General features: G+C 66.9%; 21 protein-coding genes. 8 read left to right on the forward strand and 13 right to left on the reverse strand.

Annotated elements, in window-relative coordinates; all coding sequences use genetic code 11:
* Nucleotides 1-7: 7 nt before the first annotated feature.
* Nucleotides 8-1,177: a zinc-dependent alcohol dehydrogenase gene (locus tag ACZ522_RS09530; protein WP_379692614.1), complete on the reverse strand. Its 1,170-nt coding sequence runs from the start codon at nt 1,175-1,177 to the stop codon at nt 8-10.
* Nucleotides 1,178-1,187: 10 nt separating this feature from the next.
* Complete coding sequence (locus tag ACZ522_RS09535) at nt 1,188-1,958, reverse strand: SRPBCC family protein (protein WP_379692612.1); 771 nt, start codon at nt 1,956-1,958, stop codon at nt 1,188-1,190.
* A 204-nt stretch (nt 1,959-2,162) separates the two neighbouring features.
* Here ACZ522_RS09535 and ACZ522_RS09540 point away from each other — a divergent pair, with 204 nt between their 5' ends.
* A complete protein-coding gene (locus tag ACZ522_RS09540) occupies nt 2,163-2,867 on the forward strand; it encodes a 5-formyltetrahydrofolate cyclo-ligase (protein WP_379692611.1) in 705 nt (234 codons plus the stop codon).
* 176 nt (nt 2,868-3,043) lie between these two features.
* Nucleotides 3,044-4,159 carry a putative sodium/potassium/calcium exchanger gene (locus ACZ522_RS09545; protein WP_379692610.1) on the forward strand — a complete coding sequence of 372 codons (1,116 nt, stop codon included), beginning with the start codon at nt 3,044-3,046 and terminating at the stop codon, nt 4,157-4,159.
* Nucleotides 4,160-4,179: 20 nt separating this feature from the next.
* Here the strand turns inward: ACZ522_RS09545 and gvpM are convergent, their stop codons facing one another.
* Genes gvpM through ACZ522_RS09585 form a run of 8 tightly spaced genes read right to left on the reverse strand, consistent with a single transcriptional unit; the run spans nt 4,180 to nt 8,857 of the window.
* Complete coding sequence (gene gvpM, locus ACZ522_RS09550; RefSeq protein ID WP_379692608.1) at nt 4,180-4,476, reverse strand: gas vesicle protein GvpM; 297 nt, start codon at nt 4,474-4,476, stop codon at nt 4,180-4,182.
* On the reverse strand, nt 4,473-5,312 hold the full coding sequence (gvpL, locus tag ACZ522_RS09555) for a gas vesicle protein GvpL (protein WP_379692606.1): 840 nt from the start codon (nt 5,310-5,312) through the stop codon (nt 4,473-4,475). The genes gvpM and gvpL overlap by 4 nt, the downstream gene beginning before the upstream one ends.
* Entirely contained in the window at nt 5,305-5,634 is a 330-nt protein-coding gene (gvpK, locus tag ACZ522_RS09560) for a gas vesicle protein GvpK (protein WP_379692605.1), read from the reverse strand. Before gvpK ends, gvpL begins: the two co-directional genes overlap by 8 nt.
* A complete protein-coding gene (gene gvpJ / locus ACZ522_RS09565; protein ID WP_379692604.1) occupies nt 5,631-6,323 on the reverse strand; it encodes a gas vesicle protein GvpJ in 693 nt (230 codons plus the stop codon). Before gvpJ ends, gvpK begins: the two co-directional genes overlap by 4 nt.
* Nucleotides 6,316-7,455: a hypothetical protein gene (locus tag ACZ522_RS09570; protein ID WP_379692603.1), complete on the reverse strand. Its 1,140-nt coding sequence runs from the start codon at nt 7,453-7,455 to the stop codon at nt 6,316-6,318. The genes gvpJ and ACZ522_RS09570 overlap by 8 nt, the downstream gene beginning before the upstream one ends.
* A complete protein-coding gene (gene gvpH, locus ACZ522_RS09575; protein WP_379692602.1) occupies nt 7,452-7,973 on the reverse strand; it encodes a gas vesicle protein GvpH in 522 nt (173 codons plus the stop codon). Before gvpH ends, ACZ522_RS09570 begins: the two co-directional genes overlap by 4 nt.
* Entirely contained in the window at nt 7,973-8,227 is a 255-nt protein-coding gene (gene gvpG, locus ACZ522_RS09580) for a gas vesicle protein GvpG (RefSeq protein ID WP_379692600.1), read from the reverse strand. Before gvpG ends, gvpH begins: the two co-directional genes overlap by 1 nt.
* Before the next feature lie 3 nt (nt 8,228-8,230).
* On the reverse strand, nt 8,231-8,857 hold the full coding sequence (locus ACZ522_RS09585) for a GvpL/GvpF family gas vesicle protein (protein ID WP_379692598.1): 627 nt from the start codon (nt 8,855-8,857) through the stop codon (nt 8,231-8,233).
* A 246-nt stretch (nt 8,858-9,103) separates the two neighbouring features.
* Between ACZ522_RS09585 and gvpA the strand changes: the two genes are divergently transcribed.
* From gvpA to ACZ522_RS09610, 5 genes are all read left to right on the forward strand, one after another.
* Complete coding sequence (gvpA, locus tag ACZ522_RS09590; RefSeq protein ID WP_217628970.1) at nt 9,104-9,370, forward strand: gas vesicle protein GvpA; 267 nt, start codon at nt 9,104-9,106, stop codon at nt 9,368-9,370.
* An 8-nt stretch (nt 9,371-9,378) separates the two neighbouring features.
* The gene (gene gvpN, locus ACZ522_RS09595) at nt 9,379-10,395 is read left to right on the forward strand and encodes a gas vesicle protein GvpN (RefSeq protein ID WP_379692597.1); all 1,017 of its coding nucleotides are present in this window, start codon (nt 9,379-9,381) and stop codon (nt 10,393-10,395) included.
* Between the two features lie 4 nt (nt 10,396-10,399).
* Nucleotides 10,400-11,098, forward strand: a complete 699-nt coding sequence (gvpO, locus tag ACZ522_RS09600; RefSeq protein ID WP_379692595.1) for a gas vesicle protein GvpO, halophile-type — start codon at nt 10,400-10,402, stop codon at nt 11,096-11,098.
* Nucleotides 11,099-11,199: 101 nt separating this feature from the next.
* The gene (locus ACZ522_RS09605; RefSeq protein WP_379692593.1) at nt 11,200-12,606 is read left to right on the forward strand and encodes a TIGR00341 family protein; all 1,407 of its coding nucleotides are present in this window, start codon (nt 11,200-11,202) and stop codon (nt 12,604-12,606) included.
* 62 nt (nt 12,607-12,668) lie between these two features.
* Nucleotides 12,669-13,400: an SIMPL domain-containing protein gene (locus tag ACZ522_RS09610; protein WP_379692592.1), complete on the forward strand. Its 732-nt coding sequence runs from the start codon at nt 12,669-12,671 to the stop codon at nt 13,398-13,400.
* A 58-nt stretch (nt 13,401-13,458) separates the two neighbouring features.
* On the opposite strand, the gene ACZ522_RS09615 is transcribed toward ACZ522_RS09610, so the two are convergent.
* Nucleotides 13,459-14,424 carry an NOG1 family protein gene (locus ACZ522_RS09615; RefSeq protein ID WP_379692591.1) on the reverse strand — a complete coding sequence of 322 codons (966 nt, stop codon included), beginning with the start codon at nt 14,422-14,424 and terminating at the stop codon, nt 13,459-13,461.
* 205 nt (nt 14,425-14,629) lie between these two features.
* Complete coding sequence (locus ACZ522_RS09620; RefSeq protein WP_379692590.1) at nt 14,630-15,040, reverse strand: hypothetical protein; 411 nt, start codon at nt 15,038-15,040, stop codon at nt 14,630-14,632.
* 119 nt (nt 15,041-15,159) lie between these two features.
* On the opposite strand from ACZ522_RS09620, the gene ACZ522_RS09625 reads away from it, so the two are divergent.
* A complete protein-coding gene (locus tag ACZ522_RS09625) occupies nt 15,160-15,528 on the forward strand; it encodes a DUF5518 domain-containing protein (protein ID WP_379692589.1) in 369 nt (122 codons plus the stop codon).
* A gap of 8 nt (nt 15,529-15,536) precedes the next feature.
* Here ACZ522_RS09625 and ACZ522_RS09630 read toward each other — a convergent pair whose 3' ends face one another.
* Nucleotides 15,537-16,085 (reverse strand): DUF367 family protein, encoded by a 549-nt coding sequence (locus tag ACZ522_RS09630; RefSeq protein ID WP_379692588.1) that lies wholly within the window; start codon nt 16,083-16,085, stop codon nt 15,537-15,539.
* Between the last annotated feature and the right edge of the window lie 304 nt (nt 16,086-16,389).

Genomic DNA, 16,389 nt, shown 5'->3' on the forward strand with positions numbered 1-16,389 from the left:
TAGCGGCTCAGGGGGTGAACACCGGTCTGATGCAGCCGTCTTCCTTCTCTTTGAACATCTCGTACCCGCGCGGGGAGTCCTCCAGCGAGAACTCGTGCGTGGCGAGGTACGAGGGGTCCATCTCGCCCTCCTCGACGTGTTCGAGGAGTTCGGGGACGTACCGCTGACCGTGCTGTTGGGCGGTGCGGACGGTGAGGCCCTTGTTCATCACGACGCCCATCGGGAACTTGTCCATCACGCCGTAGACGCCGAGAATCGAGAGTGTGCCGCCCTTCCGACAGGCGCGGATGGCCTGCCTGAGGGCGTCGCCGCGGTCGGTGTGGAGTTTCAGCGCCTGCTTCGTTCGGTCGTAGGCGTGGGCGACGCCGGTGCCGTGCGCCTCCATCCCCACCGCGTCGATGCAGGCGTCCGGGCCGCGTCCGCCGGTCATCTCGTGTAGCGTCTCGACGACGCTGTCTACCTCCGTGTAGTCGATGGTCTCCGACCCCGCTTCCTTCCGCGCCGTCCGCAGTCGTTCGGGGAAGCGGTCGATGCCGATGACTCGCTCCGCGCCCATCAGTCGGGCGCTGTGTTGGGCCATCAGGCCGACGCCGCCGCACCCCCAGACGGCGACGATGTCGCCGGGTTCGATGTCGCAGAAGTCCGCGCCCATGTAGCCGGTGGGCCACGCGTCGGAGGCGAAAAGCGCCTGCTCGTCGCTCAGTTCGTCGGGGACGTGGAAGCAGTTCTCCTCGGCGTGGGGCACCCGGACGTACTCGGCGTGCGACCCGGCGTACCCGCCGAACGCGTGCGTGTAACCGTAGATTCCGGCCGTCGCGTCGCCGAGAATCGGCTCCTGCAACTCGGGGTTCGGGTTCGTGTTGTCGCAGAGCGACCACAGGTCGTCCCGACAGTACGCGCAACTGCCGCACCCGACGAACGAGGGAACGACCACCCGGTCGCCCTCTTCGAGGTTCTCGACTTTGCGCCCGACCTTCGCGACTTCGCCCATGAATTCGTGGCCGATGACGTCGCCCTCGCGCATCGACGGGAGGTAGCCGTCGATGAAGTGGAGGTCGGAACCGCACGCCGTCGTCAGCGTCACCCGCAACACCACGTCGCGCGGATTGACCAGTTCCGGGTCGGGGACAGTCTCTACGCCCAAGTCGTTGACGCCGTTCCAGCAGAGTGCTCTCATTGGTGTCTCCTCATACCGTATCACCGCGTCCGCGAGCGGAGGGGTTGCCTTCGAGCGTCGGAATCTCGCCCGTCTCGACGAGGCTCTTGAACCGGCGAAGCGCCTTCTTCGCGAGGACGGCGGGGACGAACCCCGAGAACTTCATCGCCGCGTTCCCGATTTTCCCGCCCGGCGGGTCGAAGCGCAGGTGGAGCGTCACCTCCGTCCCCTGGTCGCCCGGTGCCGGGCGGAGCCGAATCGACCCCTCGTTCGGCACCGTCGCGTTCTCCACCGACTCCCAGCGCAGGAGTTCGCCGGGCCGACGCTCCACGAACCGCGTCTTCCACTCCATGTCCCGGCCGAACGGGCCGTGAACCGTCCAGTGGAGTCTGTCCTCGTCCACCGGGTCCACGTCGGCGAAGTGACCCATCACCTGCGCCAACTGCTCGGGGTCCTGCCACCGTTCGTACAGTTCGTCCGCGTCGGCTCCGACGGTGACCGTCCGTTCGACGTCCGTCTCGACGGGTTCGGCGTCGCCCTCGCCGCGACTCCCGCCGCGGCCGAAGACGCTCGGGAGGGGGCTTCGCCCCGGGATGCTCCGGTGGAGCAACCACCCGCCGACCAACGCGGCCGCCGTCCCGGGCCACGTCCGCCGCCTGACGCCGAACAGGAGAAGCGCACCGCCGAGAACCGTGGAGGCGATTCGTACCCCCTTCCCGACGCCGGGTTCGGCGTCGGAGGGGTTCGACGTCGGCAGGGCGGACGTCTCCCCGTCCAGTACGTCCTGAATAGGGGCGGTCATGGTGGGACTCGGTTCGACGTACTACTCGTTCGACCCGCGCGCGGCCGACGTTCCGCCGTCGTCCGCCGGCGCTCTCGATACGGTCGGTTCATAGACATTGTGTAACACGCCCTCGTCGGGAACTGGCGGGGCGACGGCATGTGCGTTGGGCCTGCAAACGCCGGAGGTTTCGGTTATTAGTGTCCCGCCCGCCTCCGTTGAGGCATGGAGAAGCAGGAACTTCGAGAGCGCATCTGGGACGAGTTGGAGGAGAGCGGCGAGGCCCGATTTCCGTACCCGCCGCACGGCCGGATTCCCAACTTCAACGGGGCGAAAGAGGCGGCGGAGCGATTGGCGGCCACCGAGGCGTGGCAGGAGGCCGAGACCGTCAAGTCGAACCCCGACGCGCCGCAGTTACCCGTCCGTCGGGCCGCACTGCGGCGGGGGAAGACTGTCTACATGGCCGTTCCCCGCCTCCGAGAGGAGAAGTGCTTCCTCCGCCTCGACCCGGCGGAGATAGACGACTACGACTACGCGAGCACCATCGGCGGGTCGGCGGAGGTGGGCGTACAGGTCCACCCCGAGGAGATGGAACCCGTCGACCTGATAGTGAGCGGTAGCGTCGCGGTGGACGAGTCGGGCGGGCGAATCGGAAAGGGAGAGGGGTACAGCGACTTGGAGTTCGCCGTCCTGCGCGAGTGCGGACTCGTCTCGGACGAGACGACCACGGCGACGACGGTACACGAGATGCAGGTCGTAGACGACGACATCGACGCGGGGGCGCACGACGTACCCATCGACGTACTCGTCACGCCGGAACGGACGGTCAGAGACGAGGCGGAGGAGAAACCGTCCGGCGTCCGGTGGGAGGAACTGTCCGAGGAGCGAATCGAGGAGATACCGATTCTGCGCCGGTTGCGCGCGGAGTAACGCCAGAATTTATCCGGCGTTAACGGCGTCATGAGCGTCTAAATCCACGTTTTCCGGAATGAACGGCCACACCAGTTATCCGTTCTTACGCCGAACGTCTCCCACAGAGCCGAGCCGTACATCGCCGCTCACCGACACCCCGCGAGGGTGAGCGAAAACCGGAGGAGACAAAGCCCATGAGCCAGACCCAACCCCAGACGAACGCGGTAGAGACAGTACTCGATTACGCACAGAAAGACACGTCACCGGAGGACGCCGGCATCGCCGACGTGTCAGAGGCGGTGTTGCAGGACATAGACGATATCGGCGAGGGAGACCTCTCGGCCGAAGTGGTCGGACGCGCCATCGGCGAGGCGTTGGGGCGTGAAATCGGCGCGCGCCTCGGAAACGAACTCGGCGAGTGGTTAGCGCTACGGATACGCGACGCGGTGAAGGGCGGCGACGAGGCGGGGTCGTTCACGGAGATGCTTCGGTCGTGGGTGAGAGCGCTCAAAGAGTGGCTCCGAACGGCGATGGGAGACGCACTGCCCGGAGTCGGCGACGGAAGCGAGGGGGCGCTACCCGCCGGCGAGGAGGTGGAGGACGCCATCCCCGTGTCCGGCGGGTCGGCGGAGTCCGACGAGGAGTCCTCCGACGAAGGAACGTCGGACGACCAGCAAGCCATCATCGACCGCATTCAGGAGTCGTTCGACGTGAGCGCCGAGGAAGCCGCCGCCATCGTCCGCGGCGACGAGAGCGACTCCGAGCAGTCGGATGCCGACGAGGAAGGGACGGACGCGAGCGACGGCGGCGACGGTGCCGAGGAACCCTCGGAAGGGACCGGCGACGGCGTCGCCGCGGACGAGGGAACCGTGGACGAGGCGGTGAGCGCCGAGTCTGACGCCGGCGCGGTCGAAGAGGAAATCGAAGCGGACGCCCAAGGCAGCATAGAGGAGTCGGCCGAGGAAGCCGAAGAAGCGAAGGAGGAGTCCGAGGGCGACGACTCCGAGGCGGAGAGTTCCGACGCCGACGAGGAGGAGACGGACGCGAGCGACGACGGCGGAGACGAGGCGGACGAGTCGAGCGCAAGCGAGGAGTCAGAAACGGACGAGTCCGGCACGGACGACTCGGACGCCGAGGGAGACTCGGACGCCGAGGGAGACGCAGACGCAGGAGGCGACTCCGACGAAGACGACGGTGCGACGAGAGACGAGGTGACCAAGCAACTGGACGGTATGTCGAAAGAGGACCTGCAGGGACTCGCGCAGGACCTCGTGAACGAACTCAAGCAGCGTCAAGAAGGGACGGCCTGACCGCGACTACCGCAACGTAACTACCGTTCGTCCGCGTCCGATTTCTTCTCCGCGTTCTCCGAGGCGGTGAGCCGAGAGCGCATCGGGTGCTGAGCGACCTCCTCCCGACTCAGCTCCCGTTGTACCTCGTCCCACTCCTCGAACATGCCGTACTCCCGCATCGTCGCCATACCCGCGAGGGCGGCGCGGAGTTTCAGCCCCACGAGGGGGATGTCGGCGACGGTGATGAGCACGTCCGCCTCGACGACCGCGCCCTTGTGGAGGAGCATATCGACCAGATCGACGACCGCGTGCTGGTCGCCCTTGCTCGGTTTCACGGCGACCCCTCCTCCGTCGCGCCGACGTCGAGTTCCGGCGCGAAGGAGTACGGCGGCCACGGGCCGCTGAACCGCACCTCCACGCCGTCCTCGGCGGCCACCTCGTCCAGTATCTCGCCGATGTCGTCCTCGCGGTCCACGGGGGCCAACACGGCGAACCGGACGGAACTCATCGAGTCGTCGTCGTCCGGTTGCGCGCCGACGAGCGACGCGCTCCGGTTCTCGCCCAACCGTTGGACCCGTTCGGCGTACCGGGCCAGTTCCTCCGCGACGGCCTCGGCCTCGTTCTCGCGGTGTTCGCGCAGGAGGTCCTCCAACCGCTGTTCGTACTGCTTGCCGACGAGGAACCCGGTTCCCTCCCCGGCCTCCTCCTTCTTCTCACGGAGTTCGCCGAGGCGGTCGTCCGTCTCCGCGAGGCGGTCGGCGAGGGTGCTCTCGTCGCGGCGCACCTCGATGCGGTACTCTCGTCGCCCGGCCAGGGCGTCGAGGGCGTCCCGGAGGCCGTCCGCGGACTCCCGAAGCCACTCCCGCACGGCGTCGTCGTCGCCCGTCAGCACCGTGTCGAAGCGGACGGGGAGCGGGGTGCCGAAGGCGTCCGCGGCGGCGTCGGTCACTCGCTGGTGGGCCAACAGCCAGCGCTTCAGCGTCGTCGGGTCGTCGCTGTCGTACAGTGACTCGCAGCGGTGAACCACCGCGCCGACGTCGCCCTCGGTCACGAGGCGGACGGGTTCGTCCTCGATACCCTCGACGTCGAACTCGGCGTCGGCGTCGTCGGCCCGGACGACGCAGTAGAGGTACCGCCCCTCGTCGAACTCGGTGGCGGAGGCGTCACTCATCGCGTTCGACCTCCGTCGCGGGTTTCACCCACTCGGTGTCCTCGACCTGTCGGATGGCGTCTTCGACCAGTCCGTCCAAGTCGCTCCGGAGGTCCTCGACCGGTTCCTCGATTCCCTCCTGCTCTTTGAGCGACTCAATTTCGGACTCGATTGCGGCCAACTGCCGACCGAGGCGCTCTATCTCCTCGTCGGAGAGGTGACCAGACTCCATGCGCCGGACCGCCTCCCGTTCCAACGCCTCGACGAGCAGTTCGACCACGGTGACGACCAACGCCACCAGCCCGGTTCCGGCGTTCTCGTCGTCTATCTCGATGGTGGTCATGCTTCGTCCCCGTCTCCTTCGTCCTCGGGGGACGTGTCTTCGTCGGCCGATTCCGCCTCCGCGTCGTCCTCCGTGTCGGCGTCGTCGGAGTCCGTGTCGTCGGCCTCCGCATCACTGGACTCCGCGGAGACCGACGACGCGGAGTCTCTCTCGTCCGCGTCGGCGTCGCCGGCGTCCGGTTCGTCGGACGCGTCCGCCGCGGGGTCGCTTTCGTCCGGCGACGCCGGCGTCTCCCCCGTCGCGGGCGTCTCCGCCGACGTCCGCGTCTGACCGCTCGCGGGAGTCTGACTGGTCACGGGCGTCTTCGCGGTCAGGAACTCCGCCTCGTCCCAGTCGTCGTCTTCGTCGTCTTCGTCGTCTTCGTCCTCCTTCCCCCGGGCCTCCGCCGCGTCCAGTTCCTCCTTCGATGACTCGGTCACCGTTACGGGCGCTTCCGCCTCGGAGAGGCCCTCGCGGCGTTCGCCTTTCGCGGCGGCCTCGACGCGGTCCATGTCGGTCCCCTCGGGGAACTCCAGTCCGTACTCCGCGGCCGTCTCGAAGGAGGCGATGGCCGCGCGCACCTTCACCCCGAGGAGTTCGGTGTCGCCGATGGAGACGACGATGTCCGCGTTGATGACGACGCCTTTGTCCAGAAGCATCTCGACCATCTCGGCGAGGTCGGTCTTCTGGCGGGACGGTTGCTCAACCATCGGACTCACCCGTCTCCGGTTCCGTCTCCGCGTTCGGTTCCGTCTTCGTCTCCGATTGTGACTTGCGTGTCTCCGGTTGCGACTTGCGCGCCTCCTGTTCGAACCGAGAGCCGTAGATGCGCTTGCGGTTCGGCGCCGTTGAGTAGCGCGTCTCCTGCGGAATCGTCGAGTAGTGCGTCGCGTGCCCGATGTCGCCGCGGTCGTTCTGTATCGTCCGGACCGCGGTCGGGTTCCGCGAGGAGGTTTTCTTGCTCCGGTTGCTGGTGCGCTCTTGGTTCTTCTCGTAGACCGTCTTCAGTTTCTCGTGGGCCTCCAGCATCCCCGCCCGGAACTCGTCTACGGCCTCCATGGCCTTCGACTGAATCCCTATCTGGACCGCCTCCGGGTCGTAGTCGCCGAGTCCGTCGCCGTCGCCGCCCATCAACCCGCCGTCGTCTCCGGCGACCAGTCCGTCGCCGTCGTCGTCTCCGGCGAGAATCCTGTCGTCGTCGGAAGCGGCGTCGTCTGAATCGCCGCCGGTGAGGGCGTCCGCGGCGCTCTCGACGAACGATTCATCCTCCTCGTCCGCGTCGTCGGAGTCATCGCCGGTGAGGGCGTCCGCGGCGCTCTCGACGAACGATTCGTCTTCTTCGTCGTCGTCGCCGTCGATCAGCCCTTCGAGTTCCGCGATGACGTCGTCCTCCTCGGCGTCCGCGTCCCCGTCGTCGGATCCGCCGAGGAGGCCCGAGTCGTCGCCGCCTGAATCGAGCAGGCCGGACTCTTCGCCCCCGAACATCTCGGAGTCCCGCGACTGCTTCCAGAGTTGGCGGACGTCGGTCGCGTCCAGCATCTTCCGGAGTTCGACCGCGCGGAGGAGTTGCCGGTAGTCGACGGCGTCCCCGATGTCGCCGTCGCGGAGTGCGTCGGGGACTTCGCCGGCGTCGACGGCCTTCACGAGTTCCCCGCCGTCCACGGCGTCCGGGAGTTCGCTCAGGTCCACCGTGTCGAGGACGTCTTCGAGTTCGTCCGCCGTGCGAACCAGTCGCTGGAGGATCTGGAGGGCCTCCTCGACGTTCTCGTCGTCCATCGACTCTTCGAGTTTCGCCATCTCCTCTTCGGTCCGGTCGAGGAGTTCGTCGAGGTCTTCGCTCATCGGTCCCGCCCTCCCTCGGGTTCGATTCTGACCTGTAGGACGCCGTTGTTGAGTCGCGCGGTCGTGTTTCGATCCGGCGGGACGTCAACGGGAATCCGGTCCACTTGGCTACCGTCCACGGCGACGACCAACTCGTCGCCGTCCAGTCCGACCGTCACGTCGTCGGGGTCGAAGTCGCGGAGGTCGACGGTGACGACAGCCACGTCCTCGTCGTGGCTGACCGCCGACGGGAGATCCGCGTTCGTGCGCCGTTTCGTCCGGGGTCGCTCCTTCCGGGGCGTGCGCCCCAGACTGTCGCGCGTCGACCGTTCGTGCTCCGGCCCGTCGCCGAGTCCCGACTCGACGGAGTACCGGTACTCGACGGAGGACCGGTCGGTGTCGAACAGGCCCGAACCGCTCTTTCGGTTGCGCTTTCCGAGCGCCGACAGCAGGTCCGTCAGCGCCCGCAGTCCCGCACCGAGCGACACGCCGTCCCGGTCGTCCGATCGGTTCTCGTCGTCGTCGTTTGAATCGTGCATTAGCGTTTCACCTCTACCTTACCGCCGGACAGTTGCTCGCGCACCTCCTCCGCGAGCGCCAGTTGCTCTTCGAGCTCCTCCTTCCGACGCTCGTACTCCTCTTGCGGCCGTTCGCCCAGTTCGTACAGCAGCTGGTTCTCCTTCAGTTCGTCCTGCAGCGCTTCGATGTCGTACATCTCCTCGAGCGCCAGCTGGTGGAGGACGTCGAGAAGCGAGATAAACGGCCGTACGAGCAGGTCATCGAGGAGGAACATGGCTCATCTGTCGACGCCGACGTGGATGTCGACGAAGTTGTACGGCGCCCACGGACCGGTGTACTGCACCAGCACGTCGCCGAGTTCGGCCTCGAGTTCGTCCACCGCTTCGCCGAACTCGGCCTGCGCGTCGCGCTCGACCAGATACGAGCGATTGAGCAGCAGTCGGTCGCTGAACTGGCCGTTCTCGACTTCGTTGACGCTGACCTCCGTGAGGCGCTCTGCGGCTTCTTCGACGGTGCTCTCGTCGAGGTCGGTGTTCTCCTCGGCGACGACCTTCACGCCCAGTTCGACCATTCCCTCGACGTCGTTGAGGGCGCGCTTGAACGCCGGGCGCGTGCCTCGGAGGACGTTCTTCAGCGTCCGCGCGTCCTTGAACGCCATCCCGAACTGCATGGGAACGACCGTCCGGCCGTCGCCGTGTTCCAGTACCGTCCGTAGCACTTCGTCGTGCGCCTGTACGTTCTCGTCGGTCCGTTCCGGGTCCGTGGTGTCGATGTCGGAGACGATGGCCGAGATGGTCTTGTGGGTGATCGTGTACACTCGCTCGGCCCCTCCGACCCCGGATATCTCTAAATCGAGGTCCTCTGCGTCGATGGCTCCGTAGACGTACAGGTTCTCTTCGCTCATTGGAATCTTCGCGCGGAACCGCGGCCGTCCGCGACGGCTGCCCGCACACCTACATATAAGGGGAGCGAGCCGGATAAGACATGGTGTTTATCAAAATTACTGAATTTACCCTGTTCGATTGTTTTCTCAACACAGGGATTAATTCGCTAATTGCTAACTGTATGTCCTGATAATCTGTCTACATTCACATATTGGCCTCAAGCCTCATTACGCTCCGGTTCGGAGATGAGTTCCAGGTCGATTAAAATGGCACAACGAACACCCAACTCGTCAAGTCTCGCGGAAGTCCTCGACCGGGTCCTCGACAAAGGCGTCGTCATCGACGTCTGGGCCCGTATCTCCGTCGTCGGTATCGAACTGCTCACCGTCGAGGCGCGCGTCGTCGTCGCGTCGGTCGACACCTTCCTCCACTACGCGGAGGAGATAGCGAAGATCGAACAGGCGAGCGCCTCGGGCGACATCGACGAACTAGAGGAGATAGAAGTCGAAACCGAGCCAGCGCAGACGCAGTAACCGACTGAATGTCCGACGGCTCCGAACACAACCGGACGGTACGCGGCCTCCGCGTGCGGTCCGACAAGGAGGGAACGCAGCGCCGAAGCAAGGAGGAGAAGGACCTCGACCGGCACCGGTCCGAGGTGGACGAAGGCGGCGACGACGGCCCCTTGTCGGCCGAGGAGGTCGCCCACCGGTTCGAGCCGTTCGTCGAAACCGACGAGACGCAAGCGCTCGTAGAGCGCATCAACAACTGGTGGGCGGCCGAACAGCCCGTCCACCTCGTCGGACCGACCGGGTGCGGCAAGACGACGATGGCCGTTCAAGCGGCCGTGGCGCGCGGACGCCCCATCGTCTGGATAGAAGGCGACGACGCGGTGGACACCGCCGCGCTCGTCGGCGAGCACGCGGGTAAAGAGCAGTACACAGAACGCGACCAGTACGTCAGAGACGTGGTGAAGAAGAAGTCCATCACCCGCGACCGCTGGGTGGACAACCCCCTGTCGGTCGCCGCGCGGGAGGGCGCGACCCTCATCTACAACGAGTTCTCGCGCTCGAAACCCGCCGCGAACAACGTCCTCCTGTCGGCGTTCGAGGAGGGCCTCCTGGAGTACTCGACCGGTCGCGGGGCGGACCGAACCGTCGAGGTCCACCCCGAGTTCCGGACGGTGCTCACGTCGAATTCGATCGAGTACGCCGGCGTCCACCGCCCGCAGGACGCACTTCTCGACCGACTCGTCGGCATCCACATGGGCTTCTACGGCCGGGAGACGGAGGTGGAAATCGTCGATTCGGAAGTCGACGAACTCGACCGCGAGAGCATTGAGAAGATCGTCACCATCGTCCGCGGCCTCCGCGAGGAGATGGACATCACCGTCGGCACGCGGGCCGCCATCATGGCCGCGCGCGGACTGGCGGCGTTCCCAGCGGACGACGACGTCCTCGTGGACATCTGCACCGACGTCCTCGCCTCGAAGGTGTCCTCGCACGAGGAAGTCGAGGAGATTAGGGGCCAGATTCAATCCATCGTGGGAGGAATGTGACACTATGGCCGAAGCCCCAGCGACGACTGACGAGACGGAGCGATGTATCGCTCTCACCCGCGACGGCGAGCGGTGTTCCCGAACCGCCGGCGACGGCGAGTTCTGTTACCAACACGGAGAGAGTGACGAAACGATAGACGAGATAGCCGCGGACGGCGGGACAGAGGCGGAGAGCGGTAGCGAAAGCGACGGCGGGAACGGAGGCGACGCGCAAAGCGAGGAAGATACCGAACAGAGCGGAGGCGACGGCGAAAACGAATCCGAGAGCGACGCCGACTCGGAATCTGACGCCGACGCCGATTCGGAATCCGACGCCGACGCCGACGCCGACGCGGAGTCCGCGGACGGAACCGAAGCGAGCGACATCGGCCGGGAAGGCGACGAGACGGTGGACTCGGACGCGGACGGAATCGAGGACGCCGCCGAGGGAACCGGCGGGGAGTCCGTCGATATCCTCGAGGTCAGACAGATCGTCGAAACCACCGCGTCTGACCTCATCGGACGGGAGTTAGACGGCATCAGCGAAATCAGGGCCGAGGAGGACGGCTGGTTGGTCGTCGTCGACCTGATAGAGCGTCCGGCGGTGCCCGACTCCCAGGACATCCTCGGCAGTTACGAGATCGAACTCGGACCCGGCGGCGCGATTCAGGGCTACCGCCGCGTCAACCGCTATCGACGGAGCGACACGGCCGACGTGGAGTGACGCCCTCGCGCGATTTTTCTGTCGCGGCTCGCGATTGTCGTTACTACCGTGACTGAGAGCGTATCCCCCGAAGTTTTCCCCCGTCCGTCCAACGTTCAGTCGTGCGACTCGTCCAAGTGATGGTTCCGACGGGGAAGCGACAGGCCGTCGTCGGAGTCCTCGAAGAGGAGGGAATCGACTACGCCCTCTCCACCGAGTCGAGCAACCGTCAGTACGCCGCCGTCGTCGCGTTCCCCATCCCGAAGGCGGCGGTCGAACACATCCTGAACCGCCTCCGCGACGTCGGGATAGAACGCGACTCGTACATCGTCGTCACCCAGGCCGAGACTGTCGTCTCTCGGCGGTTCGACGAACTCCAAGAGGAGTGGGAGGAGGAGAACCCCGAGGGGAGCGACCGGATCGCGCGCGAGGAACTCGTCGCGCGCGCCGAGGAGATGGCGCCGCGGACGCTGACGTTCGTCGTGATGACCATCATCAGCGCCATCGTCGCCACCGCGGGAGTGCTCCTCGACTCGCCCGCCGTCGTCGTCGGGTCGATGGTCATCGCTCCCCTGGTCGGCCCGGCAATGACGACGAGCGTCGGCACGATAATCGACGACCGGGAGATGTTCGTCCGCGGGGCGAAGTTGCAGACGTCCGGCATCCTCCTCGGCATCGTGAGCGCCGCTCTCTTCGCGTTGATACTCCGGACGACGAACATCGTCCCCCTCACCGGGCAGGAGGTGTTCTCCATCGGGGAGGTGGAGTCGCGCCTCTCGCCCGACGTTCTGTCGCTGGTCGTCGCTCTCGGTGCGGGGGCAGCCGGGGCGTTCTCGCTCGCCTCCGGCGTCTCCGCCGCCCTCGTCGGCGTCATGATCGCCGCGGCGTTGGTGCCCCCGATGGCGGTCGTCGGTATCGGCCTCGCGTGGGGGTCGCCGGTCGCGGTGCTCGGGTCCATCGTGCTCGTCCTCGTGAACGTCCTGTCCATCAACGTCGTCGCCCTCGTCGTGTTGTGGCGGTTGGGGTACCGGCCGAAACTGTGGGTCCAAGAGAACGAAGCCCGGTCGATCATGATGACGCGCGTCACGACGTTCAGCGTGATTCTGCTCATCCTCACGGCCGTTCTCGGCGCCGCCACGTACGGCTCGATTCGGAGCGCGGAGTTCGAGAACGACGCCCGGGCCGCCATCGAGGCGTCGCTTCCGCCGGACGCGAGTCTCATCTCGATGGAGGTCGGGTACCGGAGCTTCCCCCTCCTGACTCCGGAACGCATCACCATCACCATCGGCTATCCGCCGGGCGAACCGCCGCCGCAGGTCGCCGACGAAATCAGCCGCAAACTCAACGCGCAGGTGCCCGATACGCTCGAACCGTGGAGAGAGGAGGGCATCCAAGTGGAGGTGCGGTACATCGCCATCCAACGGCCGGGAGGGGCCGGCGATGCGACGACTTCCAGAGACCAGGACGGCGGCCCCGAACGCCCCGCGGTGTCCGCGGCGGGGGTCGGACCCGGGTCGCTCGCGGCGTGAGTGACTGAAAGAGGCCTTTGTTCATACGGCGAGTTGAATACCTGAGCCGCCGATGTACTATCATGCGATACAGAGCGTACCTACTCCCGACCGCACTCGCCGTCCTCGTCCTGCTATCGGGGTGCCTCGCGCCCCTGCAGACCGACGGCGGAAGCGACGACGGGGCCGCCGCCGGCCCCGCGACTATCTCGGCGTCCGGGTCCGGCGACGTGACCGCTGAGGCCGACCTCGCGGTGATTTCGGTCTCCGTGACCGCCACCGCCGACTCGGCCAACGCCGCCCGCGAACGAGTCGCCGAAGACGCAGACCGGATGCGACAGGCCCTGCGCGACGCGGGCGTGCCCGACGACGCCGTCGAGACCACCGCCTACCGCGTCGACCCCCAGTACGACCACTCCGGGGGCAACCCCGAAGTCGTCGGCTACCGCGCGGTCCACACCTACAGCGTCGAAGTCGAACCCGCCCGCGCGGGCGAAATCGTGGACGTCGCCGTCGGCAACGGCGCGAACGAAGTCGGCCACGTCGCGTTCACCCTCACCGAGGAGACGCGCGCCGAACTCAGGCAGCAGGCGATAGAACGCGCGATGGACGCCGCCCGCACGGACGCCGAGACGCTGGCGTCCGCGTCGAATCTCACCCTCGGCGAGGTCAGGTCCGCCTCGACGGACGGCAGCAACTCCCCGATGTACTACGACCGCGCCGCCGCCGAAACCGCCGCGGGAGGCTCCACCTCCTTCGAACCCGGCCCGGTGACGGTGACCGCGACGGTCAGCGTCACCTACGAAGCCGAGTAACCGCGAGTAACCGCAGAACAGTCGCTTCGGCCCTCCACCGAAATCCGTATTTTCCGACCTACTCCCGCCGAGACGGCGGGATGTCCGGTTCGTATCCGACCGCGTCGACGGCGGCGTCCAACACGTCGTCGATGCTCTCCTCGTTCTCGACGCTCATGTAGAGGTCCGCCTCCACGTCCGTCGAGCGGTCGCTCTTGTTGCAGACGGTCAGGACGGGCACCGGGAACTGCGCCTCGACGGAGTCGCGGAGCACCAACTGCGATTCGAGGGGGTAACCGCACGCTTCGCTCGCGTCCACGACGAAGATGACGGCGTCCGCGAGGTGCTTGAGTGCGCTCGCGGCCTGCCGTTCGATGTCGTTTCGCTCCTCCTCGGGCCTGTCGAGGAGTCCCGGCGTGTCGATTATCTGGTAGCGAATTCGGTCGCGTTCGAAGTGGCCGATTTGGACGCCGCGCGTCGTGAACGGGTAGCGCGCTATCTCGTTGGAGGCGCGGGTGACCCTGTTGACGAACGACGACTTGCCGACGTTGGGGTAGCCCGCGACGACGATGGCGGGTTCGTCCGGGCGGATGTCGGGGAGGTCCTTCAGGTCGTCGCGCGCCTCGCCGATGAGGAGCAGGTCGTCTTCGATTTCGTCCATGATGTCGGCCATCCGGGCGAACGCCTGCTTGCGGTGCTTCCGCGCCGTCTCCGGTTCGGTCCTGCGGAGTTTCGGCTGGTACTCGCTGCGGATCTCGGATATCTGCCGACTCGCCCACGTCACCTCGGAGAGGGCCTGCCGGAGTTCGTCGACGTCCACGATGGCGTCCGCGAGTTCGTAGTAGAAGGGGTCCACGGTGCCGAAGTCGGGCCACTCGGTGACGACGTTCTCTAAGTTGTCCGAGAGGATGGACGAGGCCGTCTGGAGCATCGACTGCTGGGCCTCCAAGCCCGACTTCGCACGTCCGGACCGCGCCGCGCGCGAGAACGCCTTGTCGAGAAGTTCCTCCGACCGCGGCGTCGTCGGTAGGGACTCGAAAATCATGTTGCAGCGTCTACTCGGCCGAAGGGTAAAAGGGCGTCCTTTGGTGTCGCGGCCCCAGACCGGGGTTCACCGCGGCGACCGACGACGCACGTCGAGTTTGACGCGGTACGGAAAGTCGCCGCCGCCGTCCCCCTCGCGGCCGCCGTCATCGTCGCTCTCGACGCTCACGTCCCCGTCGAGTAGCCACGTGCCCGCCCCGCCCTCGTTATGGAGCGACAGGGAGAACGTAGCGGGGTCGAACGGCGCGCGCGGACTCGCGGACGGTCGCCTCGACGGAGAGGGGAACGTCGCGCACGTCGCTGACGTACGTGGTGTAGTACCGGCCGGCCGCGCGGAGGTAGTCGGCCGCGCGGAGGCGTTCGAGTGCGGAGTCGGGCAGGTCGTTCGCCCCGAACGCGCCCGGCGCCGCGGCGGCCTCTCGGAGCGTCGGACGGACCGACTCCGGGAACGACGAGAGCGCGACGCTCTCGCCCCGCCGTTCGGTGCCGAGGTCGTTGAACCGGAGTCCGTAGTCGAATCGCTCGGCCGTCGCGTCGAGTTCGTATCGCCGCGTTCGGTGGAGGACGCCCGCGCCGACGGCGACGCCCGCGGCGGCGAGGAAGCGGCGGCGTTTCACGCGAAACGGTTGGGGTTCCGACATCGAAACGGTTTCGGAGCGACGCTTCGGGCCGCCGCACCGGACGGTAAGAGCGGACTGCCACGATGCTTTTGCGCGCGAGAAACGTACGTTCGACCATGGCAATAGACTGGCGCGCTGTCGCCGTCGGCTTCGTCGTCATCCTCGTCGTCGGAGCCGTCGGCCTGAGTCTGCCGGTGATCGGACAGATAGGCGCGGGACTCCTCGGCGGGTTCGCCGCGGGCTACCTCGCCGGCGGGAGTCTCGGACACGGCGCGTGGAACGGCCTCGTCGCCGGGTCGATTTCGGGCATCATCCTCACGGTCGGTCTCGCCCTGTTGGGGAGCCTCGTCGGCCTCGCCGGCGGTCCCATCGGGTCGGCCATCGGCGGCGGGGGCGTCCTCCTCGTCGGACTGGTCGTGACGCTCCTGTTCGCTATCGACAGCGCAGTCGCCGGCGCGGTCGGATCGTGGGCGAAGGGCGTCTAAAACAGCTCTTACTCCTCGCGGCCGCGGTCGAGGTACTCGCGTTGAACCTCGACGACCTCCGTCGAGTCCTCGCAGGCGGCGTAGCGACGCAACGGTTCCTCGTTGAGTTCGAGGAAGGTGTGACCCCACGTGAACTTCGAGAGAATCCCCTCCGCGCGGTCTCTCCGGCCGAAGATGCACAGCGCCGCGGCCAACGCCTCGACGGTCGTCAGGCGCATCGGCCGCCCGAAGTTGACCGGGTTGGCCGCGACGAGGTACGGCAGGGCGCGGTGGTCGCCGGGCAGCGAGAACATCGCCTCGCCCGCCGACCCCCACGAACAGTCGAGGGCGACGAGGTTCGACGCCCCCCCGTCTGCGGGAGAGAGCGCGCGCTCCGCGTGGGGGTTCAGGACGACGCCGTACGGCGTCGCGCGGTCCGAGCGGTGGAGTTCCGCGAGGTCGAACTTCGCGAGTTTCCGGGCCGTGCACTTGTTCGGGTCGTCGTCGCCCTCGTAGCGAACGTGGAGTTCGTACGCGCTCCGATCCCGCGTCCCGTCGGCGTCGGCGTCCGCAGTCACATTCTGTCGCAGGCGGCGCGCCGACAAAAGGGGTTCGTCGCGCCGCGGGCGACAGACAGATGCCGCTCGTGGCAGAGAGGAACGGTATGGAACCGACGGACGCTGACGAGACGCAGAGCGCCTCACCCGCCAACCAGAACGCGGAGCGTTCTGGTGACGTCGCAGAACACGGTTCTGCGGGCAGCGAGACGCAGTCTGGCGACGTTGACGAGCGAAGCTCGTCAGCCCGCCAGACGCAGTCTGGCGACGACGACGACGGAACGGACGCCGCCGGAGACGGCCGAGACGAGGCGGACGCCGCACT

The organism is Halopelagius fulvigenes, assembly GCF_055398025.1.

Bases quoted from the DNA above. Each gene is read 5' to 3' on its own strand.
- ACZ522_RS09530 (WP_379692614.1), bottom strand. From the start codon at position 1,177: ATGAGAGCACTCTGCTGGAACGGCGTCAACGACTTGGGCGTAGAGACT.
- ACZ522_RS09535 (WP_379692612.1), bottom strand. From the start codon at position 1,958: ATGACCGCCCCTATTCAGGACGTACTGGACGGGGAGACGTCCGCCCTG.
- ACZ522_RS09540 (WP_379692611.1), top strand. From the start codon at position 2,163: ATGGAGAAGCAGGAACTTCGAGAGCGCATCTGGGACGAGTTGGAGGAG.
- ACZ522_RS09545 (WP_379692610.1), top strand. From the start codon at position 3,044: ATGAGCCAGACCCAACCCCAGACGAACGCGGTAGAGACAGTACTCGAT.
- gvpL (WP_379692606.1), bottom strand. From the start codon at position 5,312: ATGAGTGACGCCTCCGCCACCGAGTTCGACGAGGGGCGGTACCTCTAC.
- gvpK (WP_379692605.1), bottom strand. From the start codon at position 5,634: ATGACCACCATCGAGATAGACGACGAGAACGCCGGAACCGGGCTGGTG.
- gvpJ (WP_379692604.1), bottom strand. From the start codon at position 6,323: ATGGTTGAGCAACCGTCCCGCCAGAAGACCGACCTCGCCGAGATGGTC.
- ACZ522_RS09570 (WP_379692603.1), bottom strand. From the start codon at position 7,455: ATGAGCGAAGACCTCGACGAACTCCTCGACCGGACCGAAGAGGAGATG.
- gvpH (WP_379692602.1), bottom strand. From the start codon at position 7,973: ATGCACGATTCAAACGACGACGACGAGAACCGATCGGACGACCGGGAC.
- gvpG (WP_379692600.1), bottom strand. From the start codon at position 8,227: ATGTTCCTCCTCGATGACCTGCTCGTACGGCCGTTTATCTCGCTTCTC.
- ACZ522_RS09585 (WP_379692598.1), bottom strand. From the start codon at position 8,857: ATGAGCGAAGAGAACCTGTACGTCTACGGAGCCATCGACGCAGAGGAC.
- gvpA (WP_217628970.1), top strand. From the start codon at position 9,104: ATGGCACAACGAACACCCAACTCGTCAAGTCTCGCGGAAGTCCTCGAC.
- gvpN (WP_379692597.1), top strand. From the start codon at position 9,379: ATGTCCGACGGCTCCGAACACAACCGGACGGTACGCGGCCTCCGCGTG.
- gvpO (WP_379692595.1), top strand. From the start codon at position 10,400: ATGGCCGAAGCCCCAGCGACGACTGACGAGACGGAGCGATGTATCGCT.
- ACZ522_RS09610 (WP_379692592.1), top strand. From the start codon at position 12,669: ATGCGATACAGAGCGTACCTACTCCCGACCGCACTCGCCGTCCTCGTC.
- ACZ522_RS09615 (WP_379692591.1), bottom strand. From the start codon at position 14,424: ATGATTTTCGAGTCCCTACCGACGACGCCGCGGTCGGAGGAACTTCTC.
- ACZ522_RS09625 (WP_379692589.1), top strand. From the start codon at position 15,160: ATGGCAATAGACTGGCGCGCTGTCGCCGTCGGCTTCGTCGTCATCCTC.